This is a genomic window from Streptomyces sp. NPDC096079, from assembly GCF_040303145.1.
GTDB lineage: Bacteria > Actinomycetota > Actinomycetes > Streptomycetales > Streptomycetaceae > Streptomyces.
Map to the genome: position 1 here is coordinate 814,906 of NZ_JBEOST010000001.1, position 22,338 is coordinate 837,243.

Here is a 22,338-nt window from a genome sequence, read left to right on the forward strand (position 1 = left end):
TAAGCGAATTCGTAGATTTCGCATCGGTCACGGACCGCGGAATGCGCCGCTATTGTGGGTACGTTGGGGCTCGGACTCGGCACGTCGAAGGGTGCAAAACCAATGCAGCTCGCTGGCGTTCGTACGGCAGCGGCCGGCGACGCGACGACGATATCCAGACTGCTTGCCGACATCATCCGGAGCAGCTACGCCGGAATACTGGACGAAATCCCGATGCGCCGGCTGATCTCGGCGCAATGCGCACTCCCCCGCATCCGCGCGGAAATTGAAATTCCGGGGGGCGCGCCCGGATGGCTCGGCTGGCTGGTCGCCACGGACGCGGAGGGCACGGTCGTCGGCGTGGCCGCCGGCGGCGTCCCGGTGCCGGGCGAGGGCGAGGTGTACGCGCTCGCGGTGGAGCCGGGAGCGCGCCGCGCCGGGGTCGGTACGGCCCTGCTGGCCGCCGCGACCGAGCGGATGCGCGGCTTCGGCGCCCGCGAGCAGCGCGTGGAACTCCCCGCGGTGGCCGATCCGGCGCTCCCCTTCTACTCCCACCTGGGCTTCGCGGCCCTCTCCCCGCGCCGGTGGAGCAGACCGCTGCCCTAGGGATCCGGAAGGTCCCGCCCGGCTCGCGGCCCACCGTGGCAGATCCACGCCATCGCGTGTTCACGCAGCCCGATCCGGTGGATCGGGGCTCCCTCCCCAGGTCAGGATGGGTTCAGCGGCGCGGGCCCGGCGGCACGGGTACCTCGCCCGGACGGCATGGACCGAGCGAGCCCCTGGAGGAGCGATGCACACACCGAGCGGCACTTCCCTGCCCGTCGTGCCCGCAGCGCTCGCTCCGGTCCTGCCGTCCCGATACGGCCCCGCCCGGGAGCCCGGCCCGGGCGCCGGCATCCGGGTCACCGCCGACACCCTCCCCGGGCTCGAATCGGTCTCCCCCGCCGACGAGAACTCCGTCTGGCTGCACGACGCCCTGCTCGGCCCGCACAGCGCGGACATCGTCCGCTACCTCAGCCTCGCCCGCTCCACCGGCGGACCCGTCCTCGACCTCGGCTCCGGCGCCGGGCGGCTCGCCGTCCCGTTCGCCCGGCACGGCTTCGCCGTGGAAGCCGTGGACCGGGACGCCTCGGCCCTGGAGCGCCTCGAAGGCTGGGCGCGCAGGATCGGCCCGCAGGTGGCCGGGCTCGTCGTCACCCGTCACGCGGAGCTCACCGGGCTCCGTCTCGACGGCAGCTACCGGCTGGCGCTCCTCGCGGGCGCGATGGTCTCCGCCGTCCCGCCGGCCCGCCGGCCGGAGCTGCTCCGCGAGGTCGCCGCCCATCTGGAGTCCGGCGGCGCGCTGGCCCTCGACTACACGGCGCACCAGCTGCCGGGGCTGATCGCGGAGCCGCAGCGGACCTGGGCCTTCCAGGTGCCGCGCTTCGACGGGATCGACGAGTGGGTGGTGGCCCGGCAGGTGTTCGACCTGCCGTCGATGAGCGAGCGGATCACGTACTACGCGGCCAGGACCGGGAAGCTCTCCTCGGAGCGGGTGGTGCTGACCACCGACAAGTGGATCGTGGACCCCGAGCGGCTCGCGGCCGAGCTGCACTCGGCGGGGCTGCACATCGAGGGGCGGCGACGGCACCGGATCGACGAGCGCACCGAGTCCGTGCTCCTGGTGTGCAGGACGGACGACTGACCGGACGGCCGAAGACAGCCTGCCGAGGTTGACGAGCAAGAGGTACGATGCTGGCAAAAGTTTGGGCCGACCAGGTGGCGGGCGGAGAAGATGGCAGTCGTGGAAGAGCTGACGGGCCGCGAGGCGGTGATCCAGCGTCTGCGCGATGTCGGGCTGCGGGTCACGGGTCCGCGCCTTGAGGTGCTCACGGTGCTCGCCGCCGGCGGCCATCTGGACGTCGAGGCCATCACCACGACGGCCCGCGAGCGCCTCGGCACCCTGACCAGCCAGGCCGTGTACGAGATGCTGCGGCACTTCCAGGAGACCGGTCTGGTCGGCAAGTTCGACCGGCCGGGCCTCCCCGCGGTCTTCGAGATCTCGGGACCGGCCCACCAGCACGCCCTGTGCACCTCGTGCGGCCGGGTGGAGAACGTGTCCGCGACCGCGCCCGAGCCGCCCCGGGGCGCCCTGCCGCAGTGGCGGGTGGACGACGCGGAGGTCGTCTTCAAGGGCCTGTGCCCCGACTGCCGGGCGGACGGCCCCGCCGCCTGAGGCGTGGTCAACTCCGTGCGTGTCGTTCGATTTTGTGGCAGGGTCTAGCGGGGCGATTCAACAGGGTCCGCGTGGATCCGAGGGGAGTCTGCTGCGTCGTGTCCAGAAACGCCGTGACCCGCGCGGGTAGCGAGCAGGCCCTCGCCGTCTACCAGGAACTGCGCGCCCGCCCCGAGGCGTCCTTCGACGAGATCGCGGACCGGTTCGAGCTCACCGCCGACGAGCGGGAGCGATGTCGGTGCGAACTCGCCTCCTTAGGACTCACCGCCGCCCGCGAGGCCGCAGACCCCGGCCTCCGCCCCCTCGTCGTCGACCCCGACGTCGCCCTGCTGCGCCTGCTGCGCAGGGAGCGCGACCGGCTCCAGGACCGCCTCGCCGCGACCAGCCGCGCGCACACCGCCCTCGAAGCGCTCGCCGGACCGTTCCTGCGCGCCGGGGCCGCGCCCCGCTCCGAGGTCGAGGTGGAGATCGTCACCGACCCGCAGCGGGTGCTGCGGGAGCTGGAGGACCTGACCGAGTCCGTCCGCACCGCCGTCCACGTGATGCACACCGGCTCCGTCCGGCGCGAGGACATGGCCGCCGAGCTGGAGCGGGACCGCTCCCGGGCCGCGCGCGGGGTGCGGGTCCGCGCCATGTACAGCCGGCGGGTCGGCACCGTGCCCGAGATGACCCAGCACCTGGAGGACCGGGCGGCGCTCGGCGTGGAGCTGCGCCTCTCCCCCGTGGTCCCGATGAACATGGTCCTCGCCGACGAGAACTTCGCCCTGCTGCCGACGGACCCGCACGACCCCGATTCGCCCACGATCCTGGCCCGCGGGCCCGGACTCGTCCGCTCGTACCTCGCGCTGTACGAGTACTGCTGGCAGGCGGCCGCCCGGTACGGCGAGGAGCCCGGGGAGCCCGGCGGCGACGGCCTCTCGGACCAGCAGCGGGCCGCGCTGCACATGCTCGCCTCGGGGATCAAGGACGAGCAGATCGCGCGCAGCCTCGGGGTCTCGCTGCGCACCGTCAGCCGTCTGCTGTCCGAGGTCATGCAGGAGCTGGGGGCGGCGAGCCGATTCGAGGCCGGGGTGAAGGCGGCCCGGCTCGGTCTGCTCGACGGCGAGGGGCCGGAACCCGTGGCCTAGCACGAGGAGTTCGGATGTCATGGAGGACGCGCACGGGCCGCAGGGGCCGTGCGGACCGCAGGAAGCGCACGACGGACTCCCGCCGAGCCGGATGAGGTGAGGGCGGGGCGACTCGGAGGATGAGGGGGTCACTTCGCCATGGTCACCGCGGGCGACGGCATCGGGGGCGGCACGACCGACGCCCTGCTGGCCGTGTACCAGGAGCTGCGCCGCCGGGGCGTGTCGGACTTCGAGGAGGTCCGCGGGGAACTCGGCCTCGCGCCGGAGGAGTACGAGCGATGTCGTCGTGAACTCCTCTCGCTGGGCCTCATCGTGCCCACGGACCACGTGCACGCCACCGTCGACGCCGTGCAGGACGGCAGCTGGCGCTCCGAGACGGACACGGTGGCGGCGATCGACCCGGAGATCGCGCTGCTGCGGCTCCTGGAGCGGGAGCGGGAGCGGCTGCGGGAGCACCTGGCGGAGGCGGACGAGGCGTACGGCACGCTGGAGGTCCTGGCCGGCTCCTATCTGCGCGCGGAGGCGCTGACGCGGGCGGAGACGCACGTCGAGGCGCTGACGGACTACCGCAGGATCCAGCAGGCCATCGAGGACATCACCGATGTGATGCAGGAGAGTTCGGCCTCGCTGCACCCGGGGACGCCGGGGCGGCAGAACCCGGAGCGGATGCTCGACCGGGACCGGCGGCAGGTGGCCAACGGGGTGCGGGTGCGCGCCATCTACGGCCGGCAGGAGGCGACGGACCCGCAGATGGAGAAGTTCCTCGGGCAGCGGGCGGAGCTCGGGGTGGAGATCCGGCTCGCTCCGGTGGTGCCGATGAACCTGATCATCGCCGACCAGCAGTTCGCGCTGGTGCCGATCCGCCCCGAGGAGCCGGGCGAGGGGGCGATCCTGGCGCGCGGCAGCGCCCTGGTGCGGCCGTATCTGAGCCTGTACGAGCACTGCTGGCACACGGCGACCCCGTACGGGAACGAGGCGACGGCGGAGGCGGGCGGCGACGGGCTCTCGGAGCAGCAGCGGGCCGCGCTGCACATGCTGGCCTCGGGGATGAAGGACGAGCGGATCGCGCGCACGCTCGGGGTGTCGCTGCGGACGGTCAGCCGGATGATCTCGGAGCTGATGCAGGAGCTGGGGGCGACGAGCCGTTTCGAGGCGGGTGCGCGGGCGGTGCGGCTCGGCTGGCTGGACTGATTCCCTTTCGGGAAAGCGGGGGAATGTGACGGGCCCCGCGATCGTGGCAGCGATTGCGGGGCCCGGGGTGGTGCGTGGGAATGGCCGGGGCAATTCCCGGAGGAAAGGTCTCAGTTGGTCGGGGTCGGCTTCGGGGGGACGACCGGCCAGCCGTTGTCCTCGGTGACGCCCGCGACGGTCTGCGGGGTGACCGGCGCGCTGCCGGAGTCGACGGCGAAGGCGGCGCCGCCCGCGACGGCGGTACAGGCGACCATGGCGACCAGGAGCTGACGGGCGGCCTTGCGGATTCCGGTGTTCTGCGCAACGGACATGATTCCTCCAGGACTTGAATAGTGAATTCCGCCTTCCGGGGCCCGTGCCGCCGGGTGTTCCCTGAAGACATCTCCATTCTGTCCCCGTCCCCGAATCGAATCCAGGGATTCTCTCTGCGTGGATCCGCCATGGCGTGGATGCGTCAATACGCCGTCCTCACAACGGAATTGAGGGATCCGGAGCCCGTCATATCTTTGGTCGAACCAAAAGAGATGCTAGACTTGTGCTACGGCCTTCTCGTTCCTCCAGGAGAGAGGGGCCGCCGGGGCAGGGGCGTGCCGCCGCCCCTGCCCCACCCCCTCCGCGAGCGCCCCCCGGTACACCTCGACGGTCCGCACGGCCGAGGCCCGCCAGCTCATCCCGCGCGCATGGCGCACCGCCGCCGCCCCCATCGTCGTCACGGCCTCCGGGTGCTCCGCGAGCCAGCGCAGCCGGCGCGCGTACTCCGCCGGGTCGTGGCCCCGCACCAGGAGCCCCGTCACCCCGTCCCACACCGCCGTCGGCAGCCCGCCCACCGCCGCCGCGAGCACCGGCGTCCCGCACGCCTGCGCCTCCAGGGCCACCAGGCCGAAGGACTCGCTGCGCGAGGGCACGACGAGCACGTCCGCCGCCCGGTACCAGTCCGCGAGCCGCTCCTGCGGCACGGGAGGGCAGGGCCGCAGGACGTCGGTGACCCCCAGCTCCTCCGCGAGCCGCCGGACCGAGCCCCGCTCGGTCGCGCCCGAATGACCGCCCACCACCGGCACCAGGAGCCGGCGGCGCAGCTCCGGCGCCTCCGCCAGCAGCTCCGCCACCGCCCGTACGAGCACGTCCGGACCCTTCAGGGGCTGGATGCGGCCCGCGTAGAGCGGCACGAACGCCCCGGCCGGCAGTCCGAGCCGGGCCCGGGCCGCCGCCCGCCCGTCCCCCGGGCGGAAGGCGCGCAGATCGACCCCGGGCCGTACGACCTCGGTCCGCGCCCCCTCCGCCCCGTACAGCGCGCGCAGCGCCTCCGCCTCGTCGGCCGTGTTGGCGATCAGCCGGTCCGCGCTGCCCACCACCTGGTGCTCGCCGCGGACCCGGAGTTCGGGCTCGGGGGTGTCGCCCTCGGCCAGCGAGGCGTTCTTCACCCGGGCCAGCGTGTGCGCGGTGTGCACGAGCGGTATCCGCCAGCCCACCGAGGCGATCCGGCCCGCCTGCCCGGAGAGCCAGTAGTGCGAGTGGACCAGGTCGTAGCGCCGCTCCTCCTTGAGCAGGGCCAGCGAGAACGGCACCACCAGGCCGGGCATCGCCTCCTTGGGCAGCGCCCTGCGCGGCCCGGCGTGCAGATGGCGGACCCGCACGCCGGGGGCGAACTCGACGAGCGGGGGCGCGCCCTCGCCCCGGCAGCGGGTGAACAGGTCGACCTCCGCGCCCTGTTCGGCGAGGGCGCGGGACAGTTCGACCATGTAGACGTTCATGCCGCCGGCGTCCCCCGTCCCGGGCTGGTGGAGCGGGGAGGTGTGGACGCTGAGCATGGCGACGCGCAGGGACACGTGGGGCTCCTGGGGAGTGGGGGGCCACGTGTCCCTGCGCGTCGCTCGCGCGCTCGGTCACGCGGCGGGGAACATTGCTACTGGACTACTTAGTTGATTAGTAGTTACGGGGATCAGAATCCGAACACCGGTCCCGACGGCGGCGCGAGCCGCGTCCCCGGCAGCGGACCCGTCAGGGCCTGCCAGTCGACCGCCCGCCCCGGCTCCACCTGGAGCGCCGCCGCGAGCCGGTCGGCACCCTCCGGCATCACCGGCCGCGACCACGCCGACAGCGCCGAGGCCACCGCCAACTGGGCCGCCAGCGCCGGAAGATGACGGCAGGACGTACTGGGCCGGCACCGCTCATGGGCGTTCACGTGCCCGAAGTCGGCCACCGAGCGGACCATCTCGTCCAGGACGGCGACCGCCCGGCGCGGGTCGAAGGCGTCGGGGCCGTAGGCCTCGCGCAGGTCGTCCACCCCCCGGTGCAGCCGTCGCTCCAGGATCTCCCAGCCCGTGCCGCCGGGCAGCGCCTGCGGGGCGAGGCCGCCGCACTCCTCCCGCACGGCCGTGAAGAGCCGGGACAGCCAGTTGTTCCAGTTCTCGTCCAGCTCGCACCTGGCGGTCGCGAGCCGCTCCCGCTGGAAGACCGTGCGGCGGCCCAGCGGACGGGCCTGGAGGACATGGCGGCGCAGGGTGTCGGAGCCGTACTCGGTGAGCAGGTCGAGGGCCCAGACGTTGCCCTCCTGGACGCCCTCCTCGATGACGTACGACTCGTTGACGTTGAAGTCCTGCGGCAGCTTGACGTCCTGCGCCAGGAGCAGCACCGGCAGCAGCACGGCATGGCAGAACGCGTGCCCGAAACCGCAGAAGTGGATCGCCCGGCGGGGCAGCGGGCCCGACACGTCGTAGCCGAAGAGGTGCATCGCCGCCGCCTCGAAGCAGCCGTCGACGCGGTGCTCGGGGAAGCCCTCCACCGGCACCGGGAGGCCCCACTCGGCGGGGTGCCCCACCGCGATGTCCGGCAGCCCGTCCTCCACGAGCGACTCGCACAGCGCCGCGAGCCGCGGCGGCAGGCCCGCCGTCGCCCAGTACTCGGCGAGCGTCTCCCGGAACGGCTCCAGGGGCACGTAGAGACGGCGGCAGCGGCGGGCGACCGCCGGGGTGTCGCAGAGCGCGCAGCGCGCCGAGATCAGGTCGCCGCCGTCGTTCGGACGGGCGCACTCGTGGCACATCCCGCCGTCGCTGGCCGCGCCGCAGTGCGGGCAGGTGCCGGTGGCGTGCGCCCCGTACAGCCAGCGGTCGCACGGCTCGCAGTACGGGAGCAGCCGGGTCCGGGGGGCGATGACGCCCTGCGCGTACAGCTTCGCGAACAGGTCCTGCACCCAGCGTCCGTATCCCTTGTCGCGGCGCGGGCGCACGATGTGGTCGAACTCCACGCCGGAGCGCAGCCAGTCGGCGGTGATCGCGGCGCGGTAGCCCTCCGCGACCTCCTCCGGCTTGCGGTGGTGGCGCAGCGCCCGCACCTCGACGGAGCTGGCGTGGTCGGCGGTGCCGGTGGTGAACCGGACGGCCTCGCCCTCGGCGCGCAGGAAGCGGGACAGGACGTCGGCGGCCACGTACGGGCCGGCGAGGTGGCCGATGTGGAGTTCGCCGTGGGTGGCGGGAGGGGTCGCGGTGATCCAGACGGGGGTGCTCATGGGACCTCCTTGACGTTTTTCGACGGTCAGCGGGGCTCGAAGTGGAAGGACCGGATGAAGCAGTCGCGGGGCTGCTCGACGGCGTAGACGATGCATTCGAAAAGCGCCTGCGTGGTGAGTTTCTCGTCGGGCGCTATTCCGTCGGGATTCGATCCGTCCCATTCCGCGAAACGCGGGTCCGAGGTCGAGAAATCGGGCGGGAAGAGGGAGAACACCCGGACCCCGGAGGGCCGCAGCCGCCGCGACAGGATGTCGGCGAAACCGGCCTGCGCGCTCTTCGCCGCCCAGAAGGCCTCGTGGGCCGCGCCCGCGGTCGCGGCGGAGGCGCCCTCGGCGTCGCGGACGGCGACCATGTTCACGATGTCGGGCCGCAGCGAGCCGCGGAGCAGCGGCAGGAAGTGCTTCACCATGAGGACCGTGCCGCCGGCCGTCGACTCGATCGTCTCCACGATCTCGGCGTCGCTCGCCGCCTCCAGGTCCATCCCGTCGAGCCAGCGGGCGCCGTTGTTGACCAACAGGTCCACCCGGTCGGTCCGTTCGCCGACCCGGGCCGCGAACTCCCGGATCTCGGCCGGCCTGCTCAGGTCGCAGCCGAAGGCGTGGATGCGGTCACGGGCCGAGCCCATGACCTCGGTCCGGGTCCGCTCGGCCGCCTCGACGGTCCGCGCCGACACGTAGACCTCCGCGCCGAGATGCGCGAATCCGACGGCGAGCGCGCGGCCGAAATAGCGGGACGCTCCGGTCACGACGACACGCAGATTCTCGAATTTCATGTGCGTCTGCTCTCCCCACGTCCCATGGATACCGATGGCCGGTCCTCTTCAGCGTGGCAGAGGGCGGGAGGCGTGGCCCTGCCGGAAGGGGTGCGCGTTCACGCCGTTGCGTGGACACGCCACGGCAGCTCCAGGCGGTCCAGCACCTCGGCGCGCTTGTGGTGCACGTGGACGCGGTCGGACGCGGCGGAGACGGTGACCGTGCCGGTGGGCGTGCGGACGGGGCCCCGCACGGGGGGCACGACGGTGCCGTCGATCGCCCCGGCGGCGGCGAGGGCGGCGGCGCCGGTGAGGGCGAGCCGGGGGTGCCAGCCGCCGACGGTCAGCGCGCGGACGGACAGCCCGGCGGGACCGTCCGTGACGGCGGCGATCTTGGGGAGGGCGGAGGACGGCGGGTGCCCGAGCCTCCGGGCGGCCTCGGCCCGCAGCGCGAGCAGCTGACGCTCCATGACCTGCCGGTCCAGGTGCCGGGCGTCGACGAACACGTACGGATTGCCGTACCGCACGAGGGAGACCGGCACCCCGAGGAGGATGTCGACGGGGCGGCCGGTGGGGAGCGTGCCGGGGGCGGTGGGGGCGCGGAGGAAGCTGAGCGTGTACGCGTCGGAGCGCGGCTCGCGCGCGCAGAGGACGCTGTCCCCCGTCGTCACGGCACGGACGGTGACGGGCCCCGGACGGCCGTCGGCGACGACACAGGCGAGGAGGGAGTGCCCGCAGCCGGCCCGGAAGTCGAACGAGCCGTCGGGCAGGGCCTGGACGAAGCGGTAGCGCAGGGTGCCGGAGTCGAAGAGAGCGATCTTGCCGAGGCCGGGGTGGGGCGTGGCGGCGAGGGCGCTCCGCAGCTCGGCGAGCTCCCGGCCGAGACCCAGAGCCCCGGCGGGCAGCCGGTCGCACGGCACGACGAGGGTGGGACCGGGGGCGTCGTGCGCACGGACGACGGTGACCGCCGTCGTGGGCGCGCGTCCCGCCCCGGGGGTCCGCACGGACGCGTTCCGGGGGAGGGGCGCCCGCCCGCGCGGCGGGGGGTCAGGCCGCACAGCCCACCGGGATGCGCATGCCCTGGACGACCTCCGTCCACAGTTCGTGGACGGCGAGGGACCAGAGGGTCAGGGCGGCCTGCGGCGTCGGGTGTTCCAGGTGCCGGGCCAGCAGCTTCGCCGCCCGGTCCGCGCGGATCTTGCCGCCGAGGACCAGCCGCGCCGGGGACAGCATCTCGCGGACCAGGTCGAGGAGCGGGCCGCCGGGGGCCAGCATCGCCGCGACCGGCAGGGTGAAGGGCTGCTTGGGGCGGCGGAGCACCGACGCCGGCAGGAGCTCCGCACCCGCCTCGTACAGCGCCCGCTTGCCCGTCCTCGCCGCCACCGGCAGGGACCGGGCGTGCGCGACCACCGACGGCTGGCAGAACGGCAGGCGCGCCTCGACGGCCCAGGCCATGGACAGGTGGTCCAGGCGCCGCAGGTGGTACGCGGGAAGCCGCCACCGGGTCTCGAACGCGGTCATCGCGGTGAGCCGGTCGGCGCCGACGGCCTCGGCCGAGCGCAGCTCCTGCTCGATGCGGTCGGCGGCGGAGCCCGTCTGCGCGATGTAGGCGCGGTAGTTGGCGGTGTAGAGGTGCTCGCGGAGCAGCCGGGGGGCCGCCGAGAGCGCGTCGGCGTACGCACCGGCCCAGTCCGCGCCGTCCGTTGCCGCGAGAGCGGCCCTCATGCGGTCGTACCCGCCGAAGAGTTCGTCGGCGCCGTCTCCGGCGAGGGCGACGGTGAAGCCGTTCTGGCGGACGGCGCGGAAGAGGGCGTAGGTGGAGAGGGTGATGGGGTCGGCGTTGGGCTGGCCGAGATGGCGGACGGTCCGGGTCAGCAGGGAGCCGAGTTCGTCGGGGTCGACGGCGACCTCGTGGTGGACGGTCCGGGCGCGGCGGGCGACGGCGCGGGCGTAGGCGGCCTCGGAGTCGGGCCACCGGCCGCGGTAGGTGAGGTGGAAGGTGTGCAGCGGCGGCGCGTCGGTCTCGCGGGCCTGTTCGGCGGCGAGGGCGGTGACGAGCCCGGAGTCCAGGCCGCCGCTGGTGACGGCGCAGACGGGCACCTCGGCGCGGGCGAGCCGGCGGACCTCGTGGCGCAGGACGTCCTGGGTGTCCCCGAGGGGCCGTGCGCGGTGGGGGCCCCGGCGGCGGACGACGGGGGCGGCGCCGGGACGGACGAGGGCGGTGGCGCCGGGCGGCAGGACGTCGACGCCGTCGAGGGCGGTGTGGGTGGAGAAGGAGGTGCGGGTGGCGAGGACGGTGTCGAGGGCGTCCTCGCGGGGGGAGATCCGTACGCCTTCGAAGGCGAGGAGCGCGGGGATCTCGGAGGCGAAGCGGGTGGAGCCGTCGTAGGGGTCGTGGTGCAGGTGGAGCGGTTTCATGCCCATGTCGTCGACGGCGAGGACGAGTTGGGTGCGCCCGGGCCGCAGGTCGAGGAGGGCGAGGGCGAACATGCCGTCGAGGTGTTCGGCGAAGGCCGGTCCGTACTCGGCGTAGAGGGCCGGGAGCACGGTGCCGTCGCAGCGGTCGGGGAAGCGGTGGCCGCGGGCGGCGAGGGCGCGGCGGAGTTCGGCGTGGTTGTAGATCTCGCCGTTGAGCACGGCGAGGATCCCGGGCAGGTGGGGCAGCCGGTAGGGCTGCTGTCCGCCGCAGGGGTCGGTCACGGCGAGCCGGTCGCAGCCGAGCGACCAGCCGGGCCCGCTGAGCACGTGGTGCTCGTCGGGGCCGCCGTGGCGCTGGCGGGCGGAGACCGCCGCGAGCTGGGCCGGCTCGGGGCGGTCCGCCCCGGCGGCGAAGGAGCCGAGGATCCTGCACATAACGGTCACCCTCCAAACGCGTCACCCGGATTACCCAATGATTTGAATCTACCAAGTTTTTGAATGGCGCGTAAGTGCCATGTCCTGTTCACGCCACGACATGGCCTTGCGACGCCCCCGCCGCCCCAACAGGCTGGCCCCATGGAGGACTTCAACCGGACGGCCCCCGAGTCCCTGCTGGTCGTGGCCGCGCACCCGGACGACATCGAGTTCTGCGTGAGCGGCACCGTCATGCAGTGGATCGAGCGCGGCACCCGCGTCACGTACTGCATCGTCACGGACGGCGGCGCGGGCGGCTACGACGAAGCGCTCCCCCGCCAGGCCATGGCGGACCTGCGCCGCGCCGAACAGGTCCACTCCGCCAAGCTCAGCGGCGTCGCCGACGTGCGGTTCCTCGGCTACCCCGACAGCTTCGTGGAGCCCAGCGTGCAGCTCCGCCGCGACCTGTGCCGGGTCATCCGCGACGTGCGCCCGCAGCGCGCCGTCATCCCCTCGCCCGAGATCAACTGGGCGCGCGTCGCCGACCTCCACCCCGACCACCGGGCGGTCGGCGACGCCGCCCTGCGCGCGGTCTACCCCGAGGCGCGCAACCCCTTCGCGCACGCGGAACTCCTCAGGGACGAGGGCCTGGAGCCGTGGACCGTCCACGAGCTCTGGCTGATGACCGGGCCCACCCCGAACCAGTACGTCGACGTCACCCCCGTCTTCGACCGCAAGGTCGAGGCCCTGCGCATCCACACCTCGCAGACGGCACACTTCGACGACCTGGCCGGCCTCCTGCGCGACTGGCTCGGCGAGCACGCCACGGCCGGCGGCCTGCCCCCGGGCCGGATGGCGGAGGCCTTCCAGATCGTCCACATCGACTGAGCCTTGCCGCCGCCCGGGGTGCGTGAGACCGTGCCCTACCAACGCACGTGATTCTGGGGGGAGTTCACGCCATGGCGAGGGAGAGATCGGACGCGGACAAGGGCCTGATGGAGTCGCACGCACTGCCGTGGGTGGAGGCCAACGAGGACGACGCCCACGCGGCCGCCGACCGCATGCGCCCCTTCGGATCGACGTTCACGGACGACCGGGCGGACGCGGCCAAGGCGGTCGAACGGCTCGTGTCCAGCGGGCAGGGCGAGGCGACCAAGGCCCTCGAAGAACACTGGGCGGGGATCGCCGCCCAGTTCAGCCAGGTGTCGACGGCCGCCGGGACGATCGCCGACGGCCTGGACTCCTGCGGCGACATCGTCGTGGCCTCCAAGAAGGCAGTCCTCGACCTCGTCCACAACCTCCGCAGGACGATCTCCCCCATCGGCGAGGGGGAGATGCCGTCGATCAGTGACGCAAGCGTGCGGGCGATCGCCGCGGAGGCGGACGCGGCCAGGCCCCGGATCCAGGCCGAGGTGGACTCGGCGGCCACCCGCGGCGACGAGCACGTCAAGAGCGTGCGCGGCGAGGTCGGCGTGCTCAGGACCATCGCGGGACTCCCCGCGGGCTCGGGCACCGGCGCCGGGGCGGGTAAGCGCGGCGCCGACAGCATGCACCTGGCCTCCGCGGGCGGCACCTGGTGGGGAGGTGACCTGTTCCACGACGAGGACGAGCACACGCGGGCGCGCAAGCGGCTCGGCGAGATCGCCGACCACATCCGCGACACCAGCTCGCTCCCCCTCGCCCAGGCCGGCCTCCACCTGACGGAACTCGGGGCGAGCGGCGCCCTCGGCGCCTCCCTGGCCGCCGGCCTCCGCCCGCTCCTCGACGACCTCGTCCTCGCCGCCCGCGCCCTGGCCGACCACCTGACCGGCCCGCTCTCGGACGCGATCAAGGCGGCCGCGGACGAGCAGAAGCGCCAGGAGGACGACCTCAGGCAGCGGTTCGGCTTCTGGCGGTAGCCTCCTCCGGACAAGCCCTGAATGCCCCGAGGACCCGCCGGGTCGCGGCGGGCCCCCGGGTCAGGGGTGGGTCAGCAGGCGCCCAGGTCCTGCCAGACGCCCCACTCGCCGGTGGTGCCGGGCTCCTCGCCGGTGGTCCACCACTTGGCCTTCCAGGTGTGGCCCTTGTGCGAGACCTGCTGGCCGCCGGTGTAGACGCTGGAGGACACCCACGGGGCCGCCGTGCACTGCGTGGCGCCGCCGGTGACGGTCAGCGCGAGGACCGCCGCGTGCCCGGCCGAGGCGCTCGCCCCGTTGACCACGATCTGGTACGTGCCGGAGACCGTGGCCGCCGTCGTGTTCAGGGTGAGGGTCGAGGAGCCCCCGGCCGTCACCGAGGCGGGGCTGAGCGTGGCGGTGACGCCGGCGGGCAGCCCGCTGACCGAGAGGTTCACCGTCTGCGCCGTACCGGCGGTGACGGCCGTCTTCACCGTGGCCGAGGCGGACCCTCCGGCGGTGACGGTGGCGGCGGCCGGGGTGGTGGTCACCGAGAAGTCGTCCGTCGGAGCGGTGGTCCCGCTGGTGAAGGGCGCGAAGACGTGCGAGAAGTCCCAGGTGTTCTGCTGGATGCCGGAGCAGTTGTCGGCGGCGGCACCGCCGGGGCAGCTGCCGTTGTCGCGCTGGAGCGCCCAGAACGAGAGGGTGTTGATGCCCTTGGAGACCGCCCAGTCGTAGACCGTGCGGGCGTTGGCGAGGGTGAAGGTCTCGGCGGGGCCGAAGTCGTCGACGCCGATCATCTCGATGATGCCGACCATGCCCCAGAGCTGGGCGGCGGTCTTCGTCGGGTAGAGCTTGGCGAGCTGGTCGTAGAGGCCCTGGGCGGCCGTCTTGGTGTCCGCGGCCATGTCGTGGGCGGCGTTGTCGTAGTAGTCGAAGGTCATCAGGTTGACGACGTCGACCTTCGCGCCGTTGGTCACGGCGTTCTTGAGGACGGCGAGCCCGCTCGCGGCGAGCCCGTGGGTGGTCGTCGGCAGCGTGTACGAGATCTGGAGCCGGCGGCCGTTGGCTGCGGCCCAGTCCTGGACGAGCTTGATCGCCTTGTTGCGGCGGTCGATGCCGGCGGTGTTGTCGAGGGAGTCGACCTCGATGTCCATGTCGAGCCGGCTGACGTCGTAGGTCGTGATGACCTTCTGGTACGCGGCGGCGATCTGGTTGACGTCGGTGCAGCTGTCGGCGATCTCGGTGCTGGTGGTGTCGGCCGTGTAGCCGCCGAAGGAGGGGATGACGTCCCCGCCGCGGGACCGGATGGTCGCGATGTCGGCGCCGAAGGAGGACGGGGCGATGGGCAGCCCGGTGTCGCCGTTCCAGAGCACGGTGCAGGAGCCCTTGGCGGCGGTCTGGAGGAACGCCATCGTGAGGTGCTTGGCGCCGGACTGCGCGCTGAGGGCGGCCGGGCTCTCCCCCGTCCAGGACTCGAAGTAGGGGGCGAAGACCCGGTCGGGGAGCGGGGTCGCCGCCTGCGCGGGCGCGGTGGCGACGGCGCCGAGGCCGAGGGCGGCCACGGCGGTCACGGCGGCGGTGAGGGCCGAGCGGAGCGAACGAACGCGTCGTCTCATGGCAATCCCATGTCTGTGGGGGGGGTGCGGGTGCGCCAACGTCCTTGTCGCGCACGACTGTTGGGTCACGACGTAACCCCCGCCACCATGAGCACGTCAATGGCCTGGACCAAACTTGGACTAGACCAATTTCGCGATTCGGTGCGTGGTGCACGCAGCCGGTACGGGCGCATGCTGGAGCGATGCGCGGCGGCGCCCGGATTGGTCCACAGGGCCAGACCGGGCCGGCGGTCTCCCCCCGGCCGTCACCGCGGCCGGGCGGCGAAGTCGTAGCGCACCCCGGTGAGCCGTTCGGACAGGTCCCACAGGCGGCCGGCGGTCTCGGGGTCCGTGGCGGACTCGGCCGGCCGGACGAGGGTGGGGTGCCCCTTGGACTCGCCCCGCCCGTCGGGCCCGATGAACTGGCCCCCTTGCACCCCCGGGGCGGCGGCCGCGTACAGCTGGTTGAGCACACCCGTCTCGACGTCCTGGGCCACGAGACGGTTGGTGACCCTGAGGATCGCCTTGAGCAGCCCGGTCGGACCCGAGGACTGGAGGTTCGTGGCCGAGTAGCCCGGATGGGCCAGGAGGCTGCGGACCGGCACGGCGCCCGCCCGGAGCCGCCGGTCCAGCTCCAGGCCGAACAGCACGTTGGCGAACTTGGACTGGGCGTAGAACCCGCGCGGCGTGTAGGAGCGCCGGCCGTCGAGGTCGTCGAAGTGGATGGCCCCGCCCTTGTGCAGGGTCGACGTGACCGTCACCACCCGCGGGTCCCGCCCGGCCCGGAGCCGGTCGAGGAGAAGGCCCGTGAGCGCGTAGTGCCCCAGGTGGTTGGTGCCGAACTGGGACTCGAAGCCCTGCTGGGTGAGGGAGCGGGGCGGCATCATGATCCCCGCGTTGTTGACGAGTACGTCCACGTGCGTGTCGAGGGCGGCGGCGAAGGCGTGGACCGAGTCCAGGTCCGCCAGGTCCAGGGCGCGCAGCTCCACGGCGGATCCGGGGAGCTCGCCGCGGAGCCTGTCCAGCGCGGCCCTGCCCTTGTCCGGGTCCCGCGCGGTGAGGACGACGTGGGCCCCGCGACGGGCGAGTTCACGCGCGGTGACGTAGCCGAGACCGCTGTTGGCGCCGGTCACCACCACCGTACGGCCGGTCTGGTCCGGGATGTCGTCGGCCGTCCAGCGGCGGGGGACGGCGGGAGCGGTGGTCATCGGGCGCCTCCTTCGGGCTGTCGCGGGGTGCGGAGCAGGTCGTCCACGCTGGCCGCGAGGAGCCGGTGCAGGTGGTCCCGGTCGACGGGGAGCTTGTGGATCGCGTGCAGGGCGGCGAGGCCGTGCGCGGTGGCCCAGATGCGGGCGATGCGGTCGTCGTGGGGATCCGTGACCCCCAGGGCGTCGGCGATCACCAGACCGACGGCTTCGCCCTCGGTGACGGTGTCGGCGGCGGGCACGCGGACGCCGCCGAGGCCGTACATCACCTGGTAGACGTCGGGTTCGTCGAGGGCGAAGTCGAGGTAGGCGGCCGCCGCGGCGTGGACCGACGTGCCGCCGGCGCGCATCAGGCCGGCGAGCCGGGCGAAGCCGTCCTCGACGAAGGCCAGCAGGATGTCGTCGCGGCCCTTGAAGTAGCGATAGGCGTAGTTGGCCGAGTAGCCGATCCGGTCGGCCAGGCGGCGCATGCTCACGGCGTCCCAGCCCTCGGCGCGGGCCAGCTCGCGGGCGGCCCGCAGGATCTCGACCCGGGTCTCGGCCCGCTCCCGCTCCCGGCGCAGCCGGGACTTCGAGGGCTCGGGCTGCGGCTCGTTCCCGGGGGCCGTCATGCCACACCGCCCGCCGCCGCGGCGGACGCGCCGGGCGCGTTCATGGGCGCCGGCAGGCCCAGCTGGGTGAAGAACTCGACCGTGTTGAGCTCGTCCCAGTGCTCGACGGCCATGCCGTCCTCCACCCGCCAGATGTCCAGCGAGCGCATCTCCACCGGGCGGCCGGTGGGCTCCTCGCCGAGCAGCGACCCGACGTGGGTGGCGCGGTACGTGAACCTGCCGACCACGCGGTCGCCGGCGGTCACGACGTCCTCAAGGGTCACGCGGGTGTCGGGGAAGGCCGCGAACCATCGGCGCCAGAACGCCCGGTTGGCCTCTCGGCCGTCCTCGACGTACGGGTTGTGGTTGACGTAGCCCTCGGCCACGAAGCCGTCCACGGCGTCGGGGTCGTGGCCGTTCATGAGGGCGGCGAAGGCGTGCGCCACGGTCTGCTGGGACATCTGTTCCTCCGGTCGGTCGTGATCTGGTTACACCGTACACAGTGTGCACGGTGTAACCAATACCGAAACGGATCTTCGCGCCCGATGAGTTCTCCCCGGCCCGGCGGTCATAGTGAGGACAGCAAGTACGAGACCCGTGGGAGAACTTCAGATGCGCACCCTGATCACCACCGCCTTCGTCTCGCTCGACGGCGTCGTCGAGGCCCCCGGCGGCGAGCCCGGCTACCGGAACTCCGGCTGGACCTTCAAGGACGTCGAGTTCGTCCCGGAGGCGTACGAGATCAAGGGGCGGGAGCAGAAGGAAGCCGCGGCGCTGCTCATGGGCCGGATCAGCTACGAGGCCTTCAGCCCCGTCTGGCCGGGCATGGCGGAGTTCGCCGACTACAAGGTGATGCCGAAGTACGTCGTCTCCACGACGCTCACCGAGGACCGACTCGTCGACGACTGGGGCGACACCACGATCCTCCGCTCCCTCGACGAGGTCGCCGCCCTGAAGGAGACCGAGGGCGGCCCGATCATCGTCCACGGCAGCGCCTCCCTCAACCAGGCCCTCTCCGACGCGGGCCTGATCGACCGCTACCACCTGCTCGTCTTCCCCCTTCTGCTCGGCGCCGGCAAGCGCCTCTTCAGCGCCGGCGACAAGGACACGCAGAAGCTGAAGCTCGTCGAGTACGAGGCGTACTCCAACGGCATCCAGAAGCAGGTCTTCGACGTCGTGCGCTGACCCCGGCCTCCCGGGACGCCACCCCCCGGCAGGGGGTGCTACCCGCGGCCGGCCGCGCGGAACTCGCGGTCGAGCGCCCAGGCGTCGGCGACCGGGCCCAGGTGGGCGAGCTTGTCGGGGTTGATGACCGAGCGGATGGCCCGCACGCGGCCGTCGAAGATGTCGAGCGCCAGCGTGTGGAGGACCTTGCCGTCGCGGTCGCGGAAGACGGCACCCGGCTGGCCGTTGACGTCGTGCGGCTCGAAGGTGATGGCGATCCGGGCCATCCGGGGGAAGACCGAGGCGAGCAGCTTCGCCACGCTGTCCGCGCCGACGATCGCGCGCGCGAGCTGCGGTGCCTTGCCGCCGCCGTCGCCGACCATCCGGACGTCGGCGGCGAGGACGCTCCTGAGCCCGTCGACGTCGCCGCCCTTCAGGGCGTCGAAGAAGCGGGCGGCGAGTTCCCTGCGCTCGGCGCGGTCGGCCTCGAAGCGGGGCCGACCGTCCCGCATGTGCCGTCGGGCCCGGACGAGGAGCTGGCGGCAGGCCTGCTCCGTACGGCCGACGGCGGAGGCGACCTCGTCGAAGCCGAAGCCGAAGACCTCGCGCAGGACGAACACCGAGCGTTCGAGGGGGCTGAGCCGCTCCAGGAGGAGCAGCGCGGCCATCGACACGGAGTCGGCGAGTTCGGCCGCGCGCTCGGGGTCCTCGTACGGGTCGTTCAGGAGCGGCTCGGGGAACCACGGCCCGACGTACTCCTCGCGGCGGACGCGCGCGGAACGGAGCACGTCGATGGCGATGCGGGTGACCGTGGCGGAGAGGAACGCCTTGGGCGAGGTGGGCGTGGTCGGGGAGGCGTCGTACCGCAGCCAGCTCTCCTGCACCACGTCCTCGGCCTCGCTGACGCTGCCGAGTATCCGGTAGGCGATCGAGAACAGCAGTGACCGGAGTTCCTCGAACTCCTCGACCTTGCCCATGTCATTCCCCGTTCAGTGGAACTGGCCGGCCTCGTAGCCGCCGGCCGGCTGCCTGCTGATGATGTTCATGCGGGTGGCGGCGTTCATGAAGGAAACCAGAAGGACGAGGGCGGTGAGCTGCTCCTGGTCGAAGTGCCGGGCGGCCCGCTCCCAGACCTCGTCGCTGACGCCCTCGCCCGCGTCGGCTACCCGCGTGCCCTGCTCGGCGAAGGCGAGGGCGGCCCGCTCGGCCTCGGTGTAGACGGTCGCGTCGCGCCACCCGGCGACGAGGCCGAGGCGGACGGGGCTCTCGCCCGCCGCGACGGCCTCCTTGGTGTGCATGTCCAGGCAGACCCCGCAGCCGTTGATCTGGCTGACGCGCAGGGCGACGAGTTCCTGCACGGGGGCCGGGAGGGCGGAGTCCTTGAGGATCCGGCCCGCGGCCATGAGGTGCTTGAGGGCCTTGCCGGCGGTGGGGCTGGCGAAGAAGTCGAGTCGCGCGTCCATGGCGGTGTCTCCTCGGTACGGGTCGGGCGGAGCCGTTGGGATCCGCGGGGGAGCCGGTGGGCTTCCGTACCCGAGACGAGACGGCGCCGCGCCCTGTGACACGACCTCCGGTGTGATCCGGGTCTCAGCCGGGTCGGCCGGGGGCGAGCGCCTACGATCGGGCCATGACCGCGCCTTCGAGCTCTTCCTCGCGTCTCTCGCTCTGGTCCCGGGACTCGTTCCTGTCCATCGGTTCGGTCGGCTCGACGCTGTCGATCGGGTCGGTCGGGTCGTTCCTGTCGGTCGGATCCGTCGGCTCGGCCGCCTCCGCGCTGTCGGTCGGCTCCTGGGCGAGCGTCGGGTCGCTGCTGTCGGCCCGGTCGTGCTGGTCGGTGCTGTCGTACCGCTCCCGCCAGGGGGTCATGGCGGCGGGCGCGGCACTCGCGGTCGCGGGGGCCGTCGCGCTGACGGCACGGCGGGGGCGCTGACGGCCGCCGGACCCGCCCCGGCGACGTGCAGACCAAACCGTTCAGTTCCTACAGTGGGAGCCGTAGTCGCCACCACACAGAAGGACCACGCATGCCGGCCGGAGCCGACGCACGGAACACCGACGCGGTCGACGCCCACGGCATCCCGATCATCCCCGACCCGGCGGACGCCGCCTCGCGCAAGCGCCAGGCGATCGTCGACGCGGCCCTCGCGGAGTTCCTCGCGGAGGGGTACTCGGCAGCCTCCATGGACGCGATCACCCGAGGGTCCGGCGTCTCGAAGGCGACGGTCTACAAGCACTTCGGCAGCAAGGAGCGACTGTTCCTCGCCGTCATCGGCGGCGTCCTGCCGAAGACGTACGCCGATCTCGAACCCGCCCGCTCCACGATCGTCGACGCCCCTGACCTGCGCGCCGCGCTCGTCCGGCTCACCACCGACTGGGCCCGGATCCTGCTGCGCCCCGACATCATGGCGCTGCGCCGCCTGGTCATCGGCGAGATCGACCGCTTCCCGCAGCTCGGCCGGCTCTGGTACCGGGTCGGCTACGACATGAACAACGGCCCGCTGATCGAGGCCTTCACCGAGCTGAACGCGCGCGGCACCCTCGACGCGCCCGACCCGGCGCTCGCCGTGCAGCAGCTGGTGGCGGCCACGGTGGGCGTGCCGCAGCTCGTCCGCACCTTCTCCCCCGACGCCCCGCTCGCGGACGCGGAGCTGACGCGGGTGATCAGCTCGGGAGTGGACCTGTTCCTGGCCCGGTACGCACGCTCCTGAACCGGAGGGTCACCCCTGGGCCACGAGGCGCACCGCGAGGACGACGATCAGGGTGCTCGACGCCAGCGCCGTGCCCAGGCGGCCCCGGGCGCTCGTCAGGGTGCGGCCCAGGAGCGTGCCGCCGAGGGCGAGGAGCAGCTGCCAGCTGGCCGAGGCGAGCACGGCGGCCAGGACGAAGGCGGTGCGGTCGGCCGGGGTCGCGGGGGCGGAGGGTCCCGTGGCGAGGACGAGCGCGGCGAAGTAGACCACCGTCATGGGGTTCAGGATCGTGATCCCCAGGAAGGTGAGGTACGCGCGGGCGGGAGCGAGGGCTGCCCCGTCGTCGCGGGAGGCGAGTCCGCCCGTACGGTACGCGGCGAGCGCGCCCCATCCGGCCCGTACCGCCAGCACCGCGAGCACCACGGCGGACGCCCACCGCAGCGGGGTCATCACCGGGGCGAGGACGGGAACCAGCGCGGAGCCGCCCGCCACCGCGAGCAGGGCGTAGACCCCGTCGGCCGTCGCGACGCCGAGGGCCGCGCCGGCGCCCGTACGCCCCCCGGCCCGGGCCGTGACGGCCACCAGGTAGGCGCCGACCGCGCCGACCGGGATCGCGATGCCGTAGCCGGCCAGCAGGCCGGCCACCACCGCGGCCGTCACGCGACGGCGGGGATCGCGCCTCCGGGGGAGCCGGGCAGCTGCTGTCGGCGGTAGTCCGCGCCGTCCTTCGTACGGGAGAGGAAGCCGCCGATCACGAGGTAGCGGCGCAGGGCCGGGAAGTCCTCGTGCACGGCGAGCAGGGCCTCGTTGACCTCGGACTCGCGATACGTCCGGCCGGCTTCGAACAGCGTCTCGGCGAGGTGCGCGAGCAGCGCCTCGCGGCGGGCGGGCTTGCGCGGGATCGTCGTGAGACGCCCGTCGGCGGAGAACAGGTCCGCGACGGGACGGACGGCGGGATGACTGGTCATGCCGAGAGGGTGACCTCCCGCTCCCCCGCCCCGCAAAGGGTTTTCAGCCCGCGAACGCGCGGAAGCGCTCCTCCGACTCGAAGAAGTCCGTGATCCGCCGGCCACCGCTCCCGTCCGGCCCGGCCGCGTGCGCGATGAGGCCGCACGACGAAGGCCCGTCGCCGACGCGACGGGCCTTCCAGGGGTTCGTTCATCGTCCGGGTCACTTCGGGTCGCGGTTGAACACCGCCTTGGACCAGAGGTAGCCGAGGGTGGTGAGGGCGAGGCACCAGGCGAGGGCGAGCCAGCCGTTGTGGCCGATCTCGGTGCCCAGGAGGAGGCCGCGGAGGGTTTCGATGGCGGGGGTGAAGGGCTGGTACTCGGCGATGGGCTGGAACCAGCCGGGCATCTGGTGCAGGGGCACGAAGGCGCTGGAGATCAGGGGGAGGAAGATCAGCGGCATCGCGTTGTTGCTGGCGGCCTCGGCGTTGGGGCTGACCATGCCCATGCCGACCGCGATCCAGGTCAGGGCCAGGGCGAACAGGACCAGGAGGCCGAAGGCGGCGGCCCATTCGACGGCGGTGGCGTTGGTGGCGCGGAAGCCGATCGCGGCGCCGACGGCGCCGACGAGGACCACGCTGATGACGGACTGGACGACGCTGCCGATGACGTGGC

25 protein-coding genes are annotated in these 22,338 nt (G+C 73.1%); 10 read left to right on the plus strand and 15 right to left on the minus strand.

What is annotated here, in order from left to right; genetic code table 11:
* Positions 1-102 precede the first annotated feature (102 nt).
* From ABTY59_RS03855 to ABTY59_RS03875, 5 genes are all read left to right on the plus strand, one after another.
* Positions 103-585 (plus strand): GNAT family N-acetyltransferase, encoded by a 483-nt coding sequence (locus ABTY59_RS03855; RefSeq protein ID WP_352017259.1) that lies wholly within the window; start codon positions 103-105, stop codon positions 583-585.
* A gap of 217 nt (positions 586-802) precedes the next feature.
* Positions 803-1,663, plus strand: a complete 861-nt coding sequence (locus ABTY59_RS03860; RefSeq protein ID WP_352017260.1) for an SAM-dependent methyltransferase — start codon at positions 803-805, stop codon at positions 1,661-1,663.
* A gap of 90 nt (positions 1,664-1,753) precedes the next feature.
* On the plus strand, positions 1,754-2,194 hold the full coding sequence (locus ABTY59_RS03865) for a Fur family transcriptional regulator (protein WP_352017261.1): 441 nt from the start codon (positions 1,754-1,756) through the stop codon (positions 2,192-2,194).
* Positions 2,195-2,292: 98 nt separating this feature from the next.
* Positions 2,293-3,321, plus strand: coding sequence for a LuxR C-terminal-related transcriptional regulator (locus ABTY59_RS03870; protein WP_352017262.1), 1,029 nt, complete (start codon positions 2,293-2,295; stop codon positions 3,319-3,321).
* 138 nt (positions 3,322-3,459) lie between these two features.
* A complete protein-coding gene (locus ABTY59_RS03875; RefSeq protein ID WP_352017263.1) occupies positions 3,460-4,512 on the plus strand; it encodes a helix-turn-helix transcriptional regulator in 1,053 nt (350 codons plus the stop codon).
* Between the two features lie 110 nt (positions 4,513-4,622).
* Here ABTY59_RS03875 and ABTY59_RS03880 read toward each other — a convergent pair whose 3' ends face one another.
* The 6 genes from ABTY59_RS03880 to asnB all read right to left on the minus strand — a co-directional run bounded on the left by ABTY59_RS03880 (position 4,623) and on the right by asnB (position 11,622).
* Positions 4,623-4,823, minus strand: a complete 201-nt coding sequence (locus ABTY59_RS03880; RefSeq protein WP_352017264.1) for a hypothetical protein — start codon at positions 4,821-4,823, stop codon at positions 4,623-4,625.
* Positions 4,824-5,039: 216 nt separating this feature from the next.
* Positions 5,040-6,320: a D-inositol-3-phosphate glycosyltransferase gene (gene mshA, locus ABTY59_RS03885; protein ID WP_352017317.1), complete on the minus strand. Its 1,281-nt coding sequence runs from the start codon at positions 6,318-6,320 to the stop codon at positions 5,040-5,042.
* Positions 6,321-6,451: 131 nt separating this feature from the next.
* On the minus strand, positions 6,452-8,017 hold the full coding sequence (locus tag ABTY59_RS03890; protein ID WP_352017265.1) for a class I tRNA ligase family protein: 1,566 nt from the start codon (positions 8,015-8,017) through the stop codon (positions 6,452-6,454).
* Positions 8,018-8,043: 26 nt separating this feature from the next.
* On the minus strand, positions 8,044-8,790 hold the full coding sequence (locus tag ABTY59_RS03895; protein WP_086832434.1) for an SDR family oxidoreductase: 747 nt from the start codon (positions 8,788-8,790) through the stop codon (positions 8,044-8,046).
* Positions 8,791-8,888: 98 nt separating this feature from the next.
* A complete protein-coding gene (locus tag ABTY59_RS03900) occupies positions 8,889-9,773 on the minus strand; it encodes a 2-methylaconitate cis-trans isomerase PrpF family protein (RefSeq protein ID WP_352017266.1) in 885 nt (294 codons plus the stop codon).
* Between the two features lie 43 nt (positions 9,774-9,816).
* Positions 9,817-11,622 (minus strand): asparagine synthase (glutamine-hydrolyzing), encoded by a 1,806-nt coding sequence (gene asnB, locus ABTY59_RS03905; protein WP_352017267.1) that lies wholly within the window; start codon positions 11,620-11,622, stop codon positions 9,817-9,819.
* A 141-nt stretch (positions 11,623-11,763) separates the two neighbouring features.
* On the opposite strand from asnB, the gene ABTY59_RS03910 reads away from it, so the two are divergent.
* Together ABTY59_RS03910 and ABTY59_RS03915 are read left to right on the plus strand one after the other, a co-directional pair.
* Positions 11,764-12,489 carry a PIG-L deacetylase family protein gene (locus ABTY59_RS03910; RefSeq protein ID WP_352017268.1) on the plus strand — a complete coding sequence of 242 codons (726 nt, stop codon included), beginning with the start codon at positions 11,764-11,766 and terminating at the stop codon, positions 12,487-12,489.
* Between the two features lie 71 nt (positions 12,490-12,560).
* Positions 12,561-13,499: a hypothetical protein gene (locus tag ABTY59_RS03915; protein ID WP_352017269.1), complete on the plus strand. Its 939-nt coding sequence runs from the start codon at positions 12,561-12,563 to the stop codon at positions 13,497-13,499.
* Between the two features lie 71 nt (positions 13,500-13,570).
* Here ABTY59_RS03915 and ABTY59_RS03920 read toward each other — a convergent pair whose 3' ends face one another.
* From ABTY59_RS03920 to ABTY59_RS03935, 4 genes are all read right to left on the minus strand, one after another.
* Positions 13,571-15,094 (minus strand): chitinase, encoded by a 1,524-nt coding sequence (locus ABTY59_RS03920; RefSeq protein WP_352017270.1) that lies wholly within the window; start codon positions 15,092-15,094, stop codon positions 13,571-13,573.
* A 245-nt stretch (positions 15,095-15,339) separates the two neighbouring features.
* Complete coding sequence (locus ABTY59_RS03925) at positions 15,340-16,281, minus strand: oxidoreductase (RefSeq protein ID WP_352017271.1); 942 nt, start codon at positions 16,279-16,281, stop codon at positions 15,340-15,342.
* Complete coding sequence (locus tag ABTY59_RS03930; RefSeq protein WP_352017272.1) at positions 16,278-16,889, minus strand: TetR/AcrR family transcriptional regulator; 612 nt, start codon at positions 16,887-16,889, stop codon at positions 16,278-16,280. Before ABTY59_RS03930 ends, ABTY59_RS03925 begins: the two co-directional genes overlap by 4 nt.
* Positions 16,886-17,329 (minus strand): ester cyclase, encoded by a 444-nt coding sequence (locus ABTY59_RS03935; protein WP_352017273.1) that lies wholly within the window; start codon positions 17,327-17,329, stop codon positions 16,886-16,888. The genes ABTY59_RS03930 and ABTY59_RS03935 overlap by 4 nt, the downstream gene beginning before the upstream one ends.
* Before the next feature lie 151 nt (positions 17,330-17,480).
* Between ABTY59_RS03935 and ABTY59_RS03940 the strand changes: the two genes are divergently transcribed.
* Entirely contained in the window at positions 17,481-18,053 is a 573-nt protein-coding gene (locus tag ABTY59_RS03940) for a dihydrofolate reductase family protein (protein ID WP_352017274.1), read from the plus strand.
* 38 nt (positions 18,054-18,091) lie between these two features.
* On the opposite strand, the gene ABTY59_RS03945 is transcribed toward ABTY59_RS03940, so the two are convergent.
* Positions 18,092-19,009 carry an RNA polymerase sigma-70 factor gene (locus ABTY59_RS03945; protein WP_352017275.1) on the minus strand — a complete coding sequence of 306 codons (918 nt, stop codon included), beginning with the start codon at positions 19,007-19,009 and terminating at the stop codon, positions 18,092-18,094.
* A 12-nt stretch (positions 19,010-19,021) separates the two neighbouring features.
* Positions 19,022-19,495: a carboxymuconolactone decarboxylase family protein gene (locus tag ABTY59_RS03950; protein WP_352017276.1), complete on the minus strand. Its 474-nt coding sequence runs from the start codon at positions 19,493-19,495 to the stop codon at positions 19,022-19,024.
* 164 nt (positions 19,496-19,659) lie between these two features.
* Between ABTY59_RS03950 and ABTY59_RS03955 the strand changes: the two genes are divergently transcribed.
* Together ABTY59_RS03955 and ABTY59_RS03960 are read left to right on the plus strand one after the other, a co-directional pair.
* Positions 19,660-19,962: a hypothetical protein gene (locus ABTY59_RS03955; protein WP_352017277.1), complete on the plus strand. Its 303-nt coding sequence runs from the start codon at positions 19,660-19,662 to the stop codon at positions 19,960-19,962.
* Between the two features lie 91 nt (positions 19,963-20,053).
* The gene (locus ABTY59_RS03960) at positions 20,054-20,737 is read left to right on the plus strand and encodes a TetR/AcrR family transcriptional regulator (protein ID WP_352017278.1); all 684 of its coding nucleotides are present in this window, start codon (positions 20,054-20,056) and stop codon (positions 20,735-20,737) included.
* 9 nt (positions 20,738-20,746) lie between these two features.
* Here the strand turns inward: ABTY59_RS03960 and ABTY59_RS03965 are convergent, their stop codons facing one another.
* The 3 genes from ABTY59_RS03965 to ABTY59_RS03975 all read right to left on the minus strand — a co-directional run.
* Positions 20,747-21,376, minus strand: a complete 630-nt coding sequence (locus ABTY59_RS03965) for a LysE family transporter (RefSeq protein ID WP_352017279.1) — start codon at positions 21,374-21,376, stop codon at positions 20,747-20,749.
* The gene (locus ABTY59_RS03970) at positions 21,373-21,684 is read right to left on the minus strand and encodes a DUF2087 domain-containing protein (RefSeq protein WP_352017280.1); all 312 of its coding nucleotides are present in this window, start codon (positions 21,682-21,684) and stop codon (positions 21,373-21,375) included. Before ABTY59_RS03970 ends, ABTY59_RS03965 begins: the two co-directional genes overlap by 4 nt.
* A 202-nt stretch (positions 21,685-21,886) precedes the next feature.
* Positions 21,887-22,338 (minus strand): ABC transporter permease (locus tag ABTY59_RS03975; protein ID WP_352017281.1); only part of this gene is annotated, 452 nt, incomplete at its 5' end.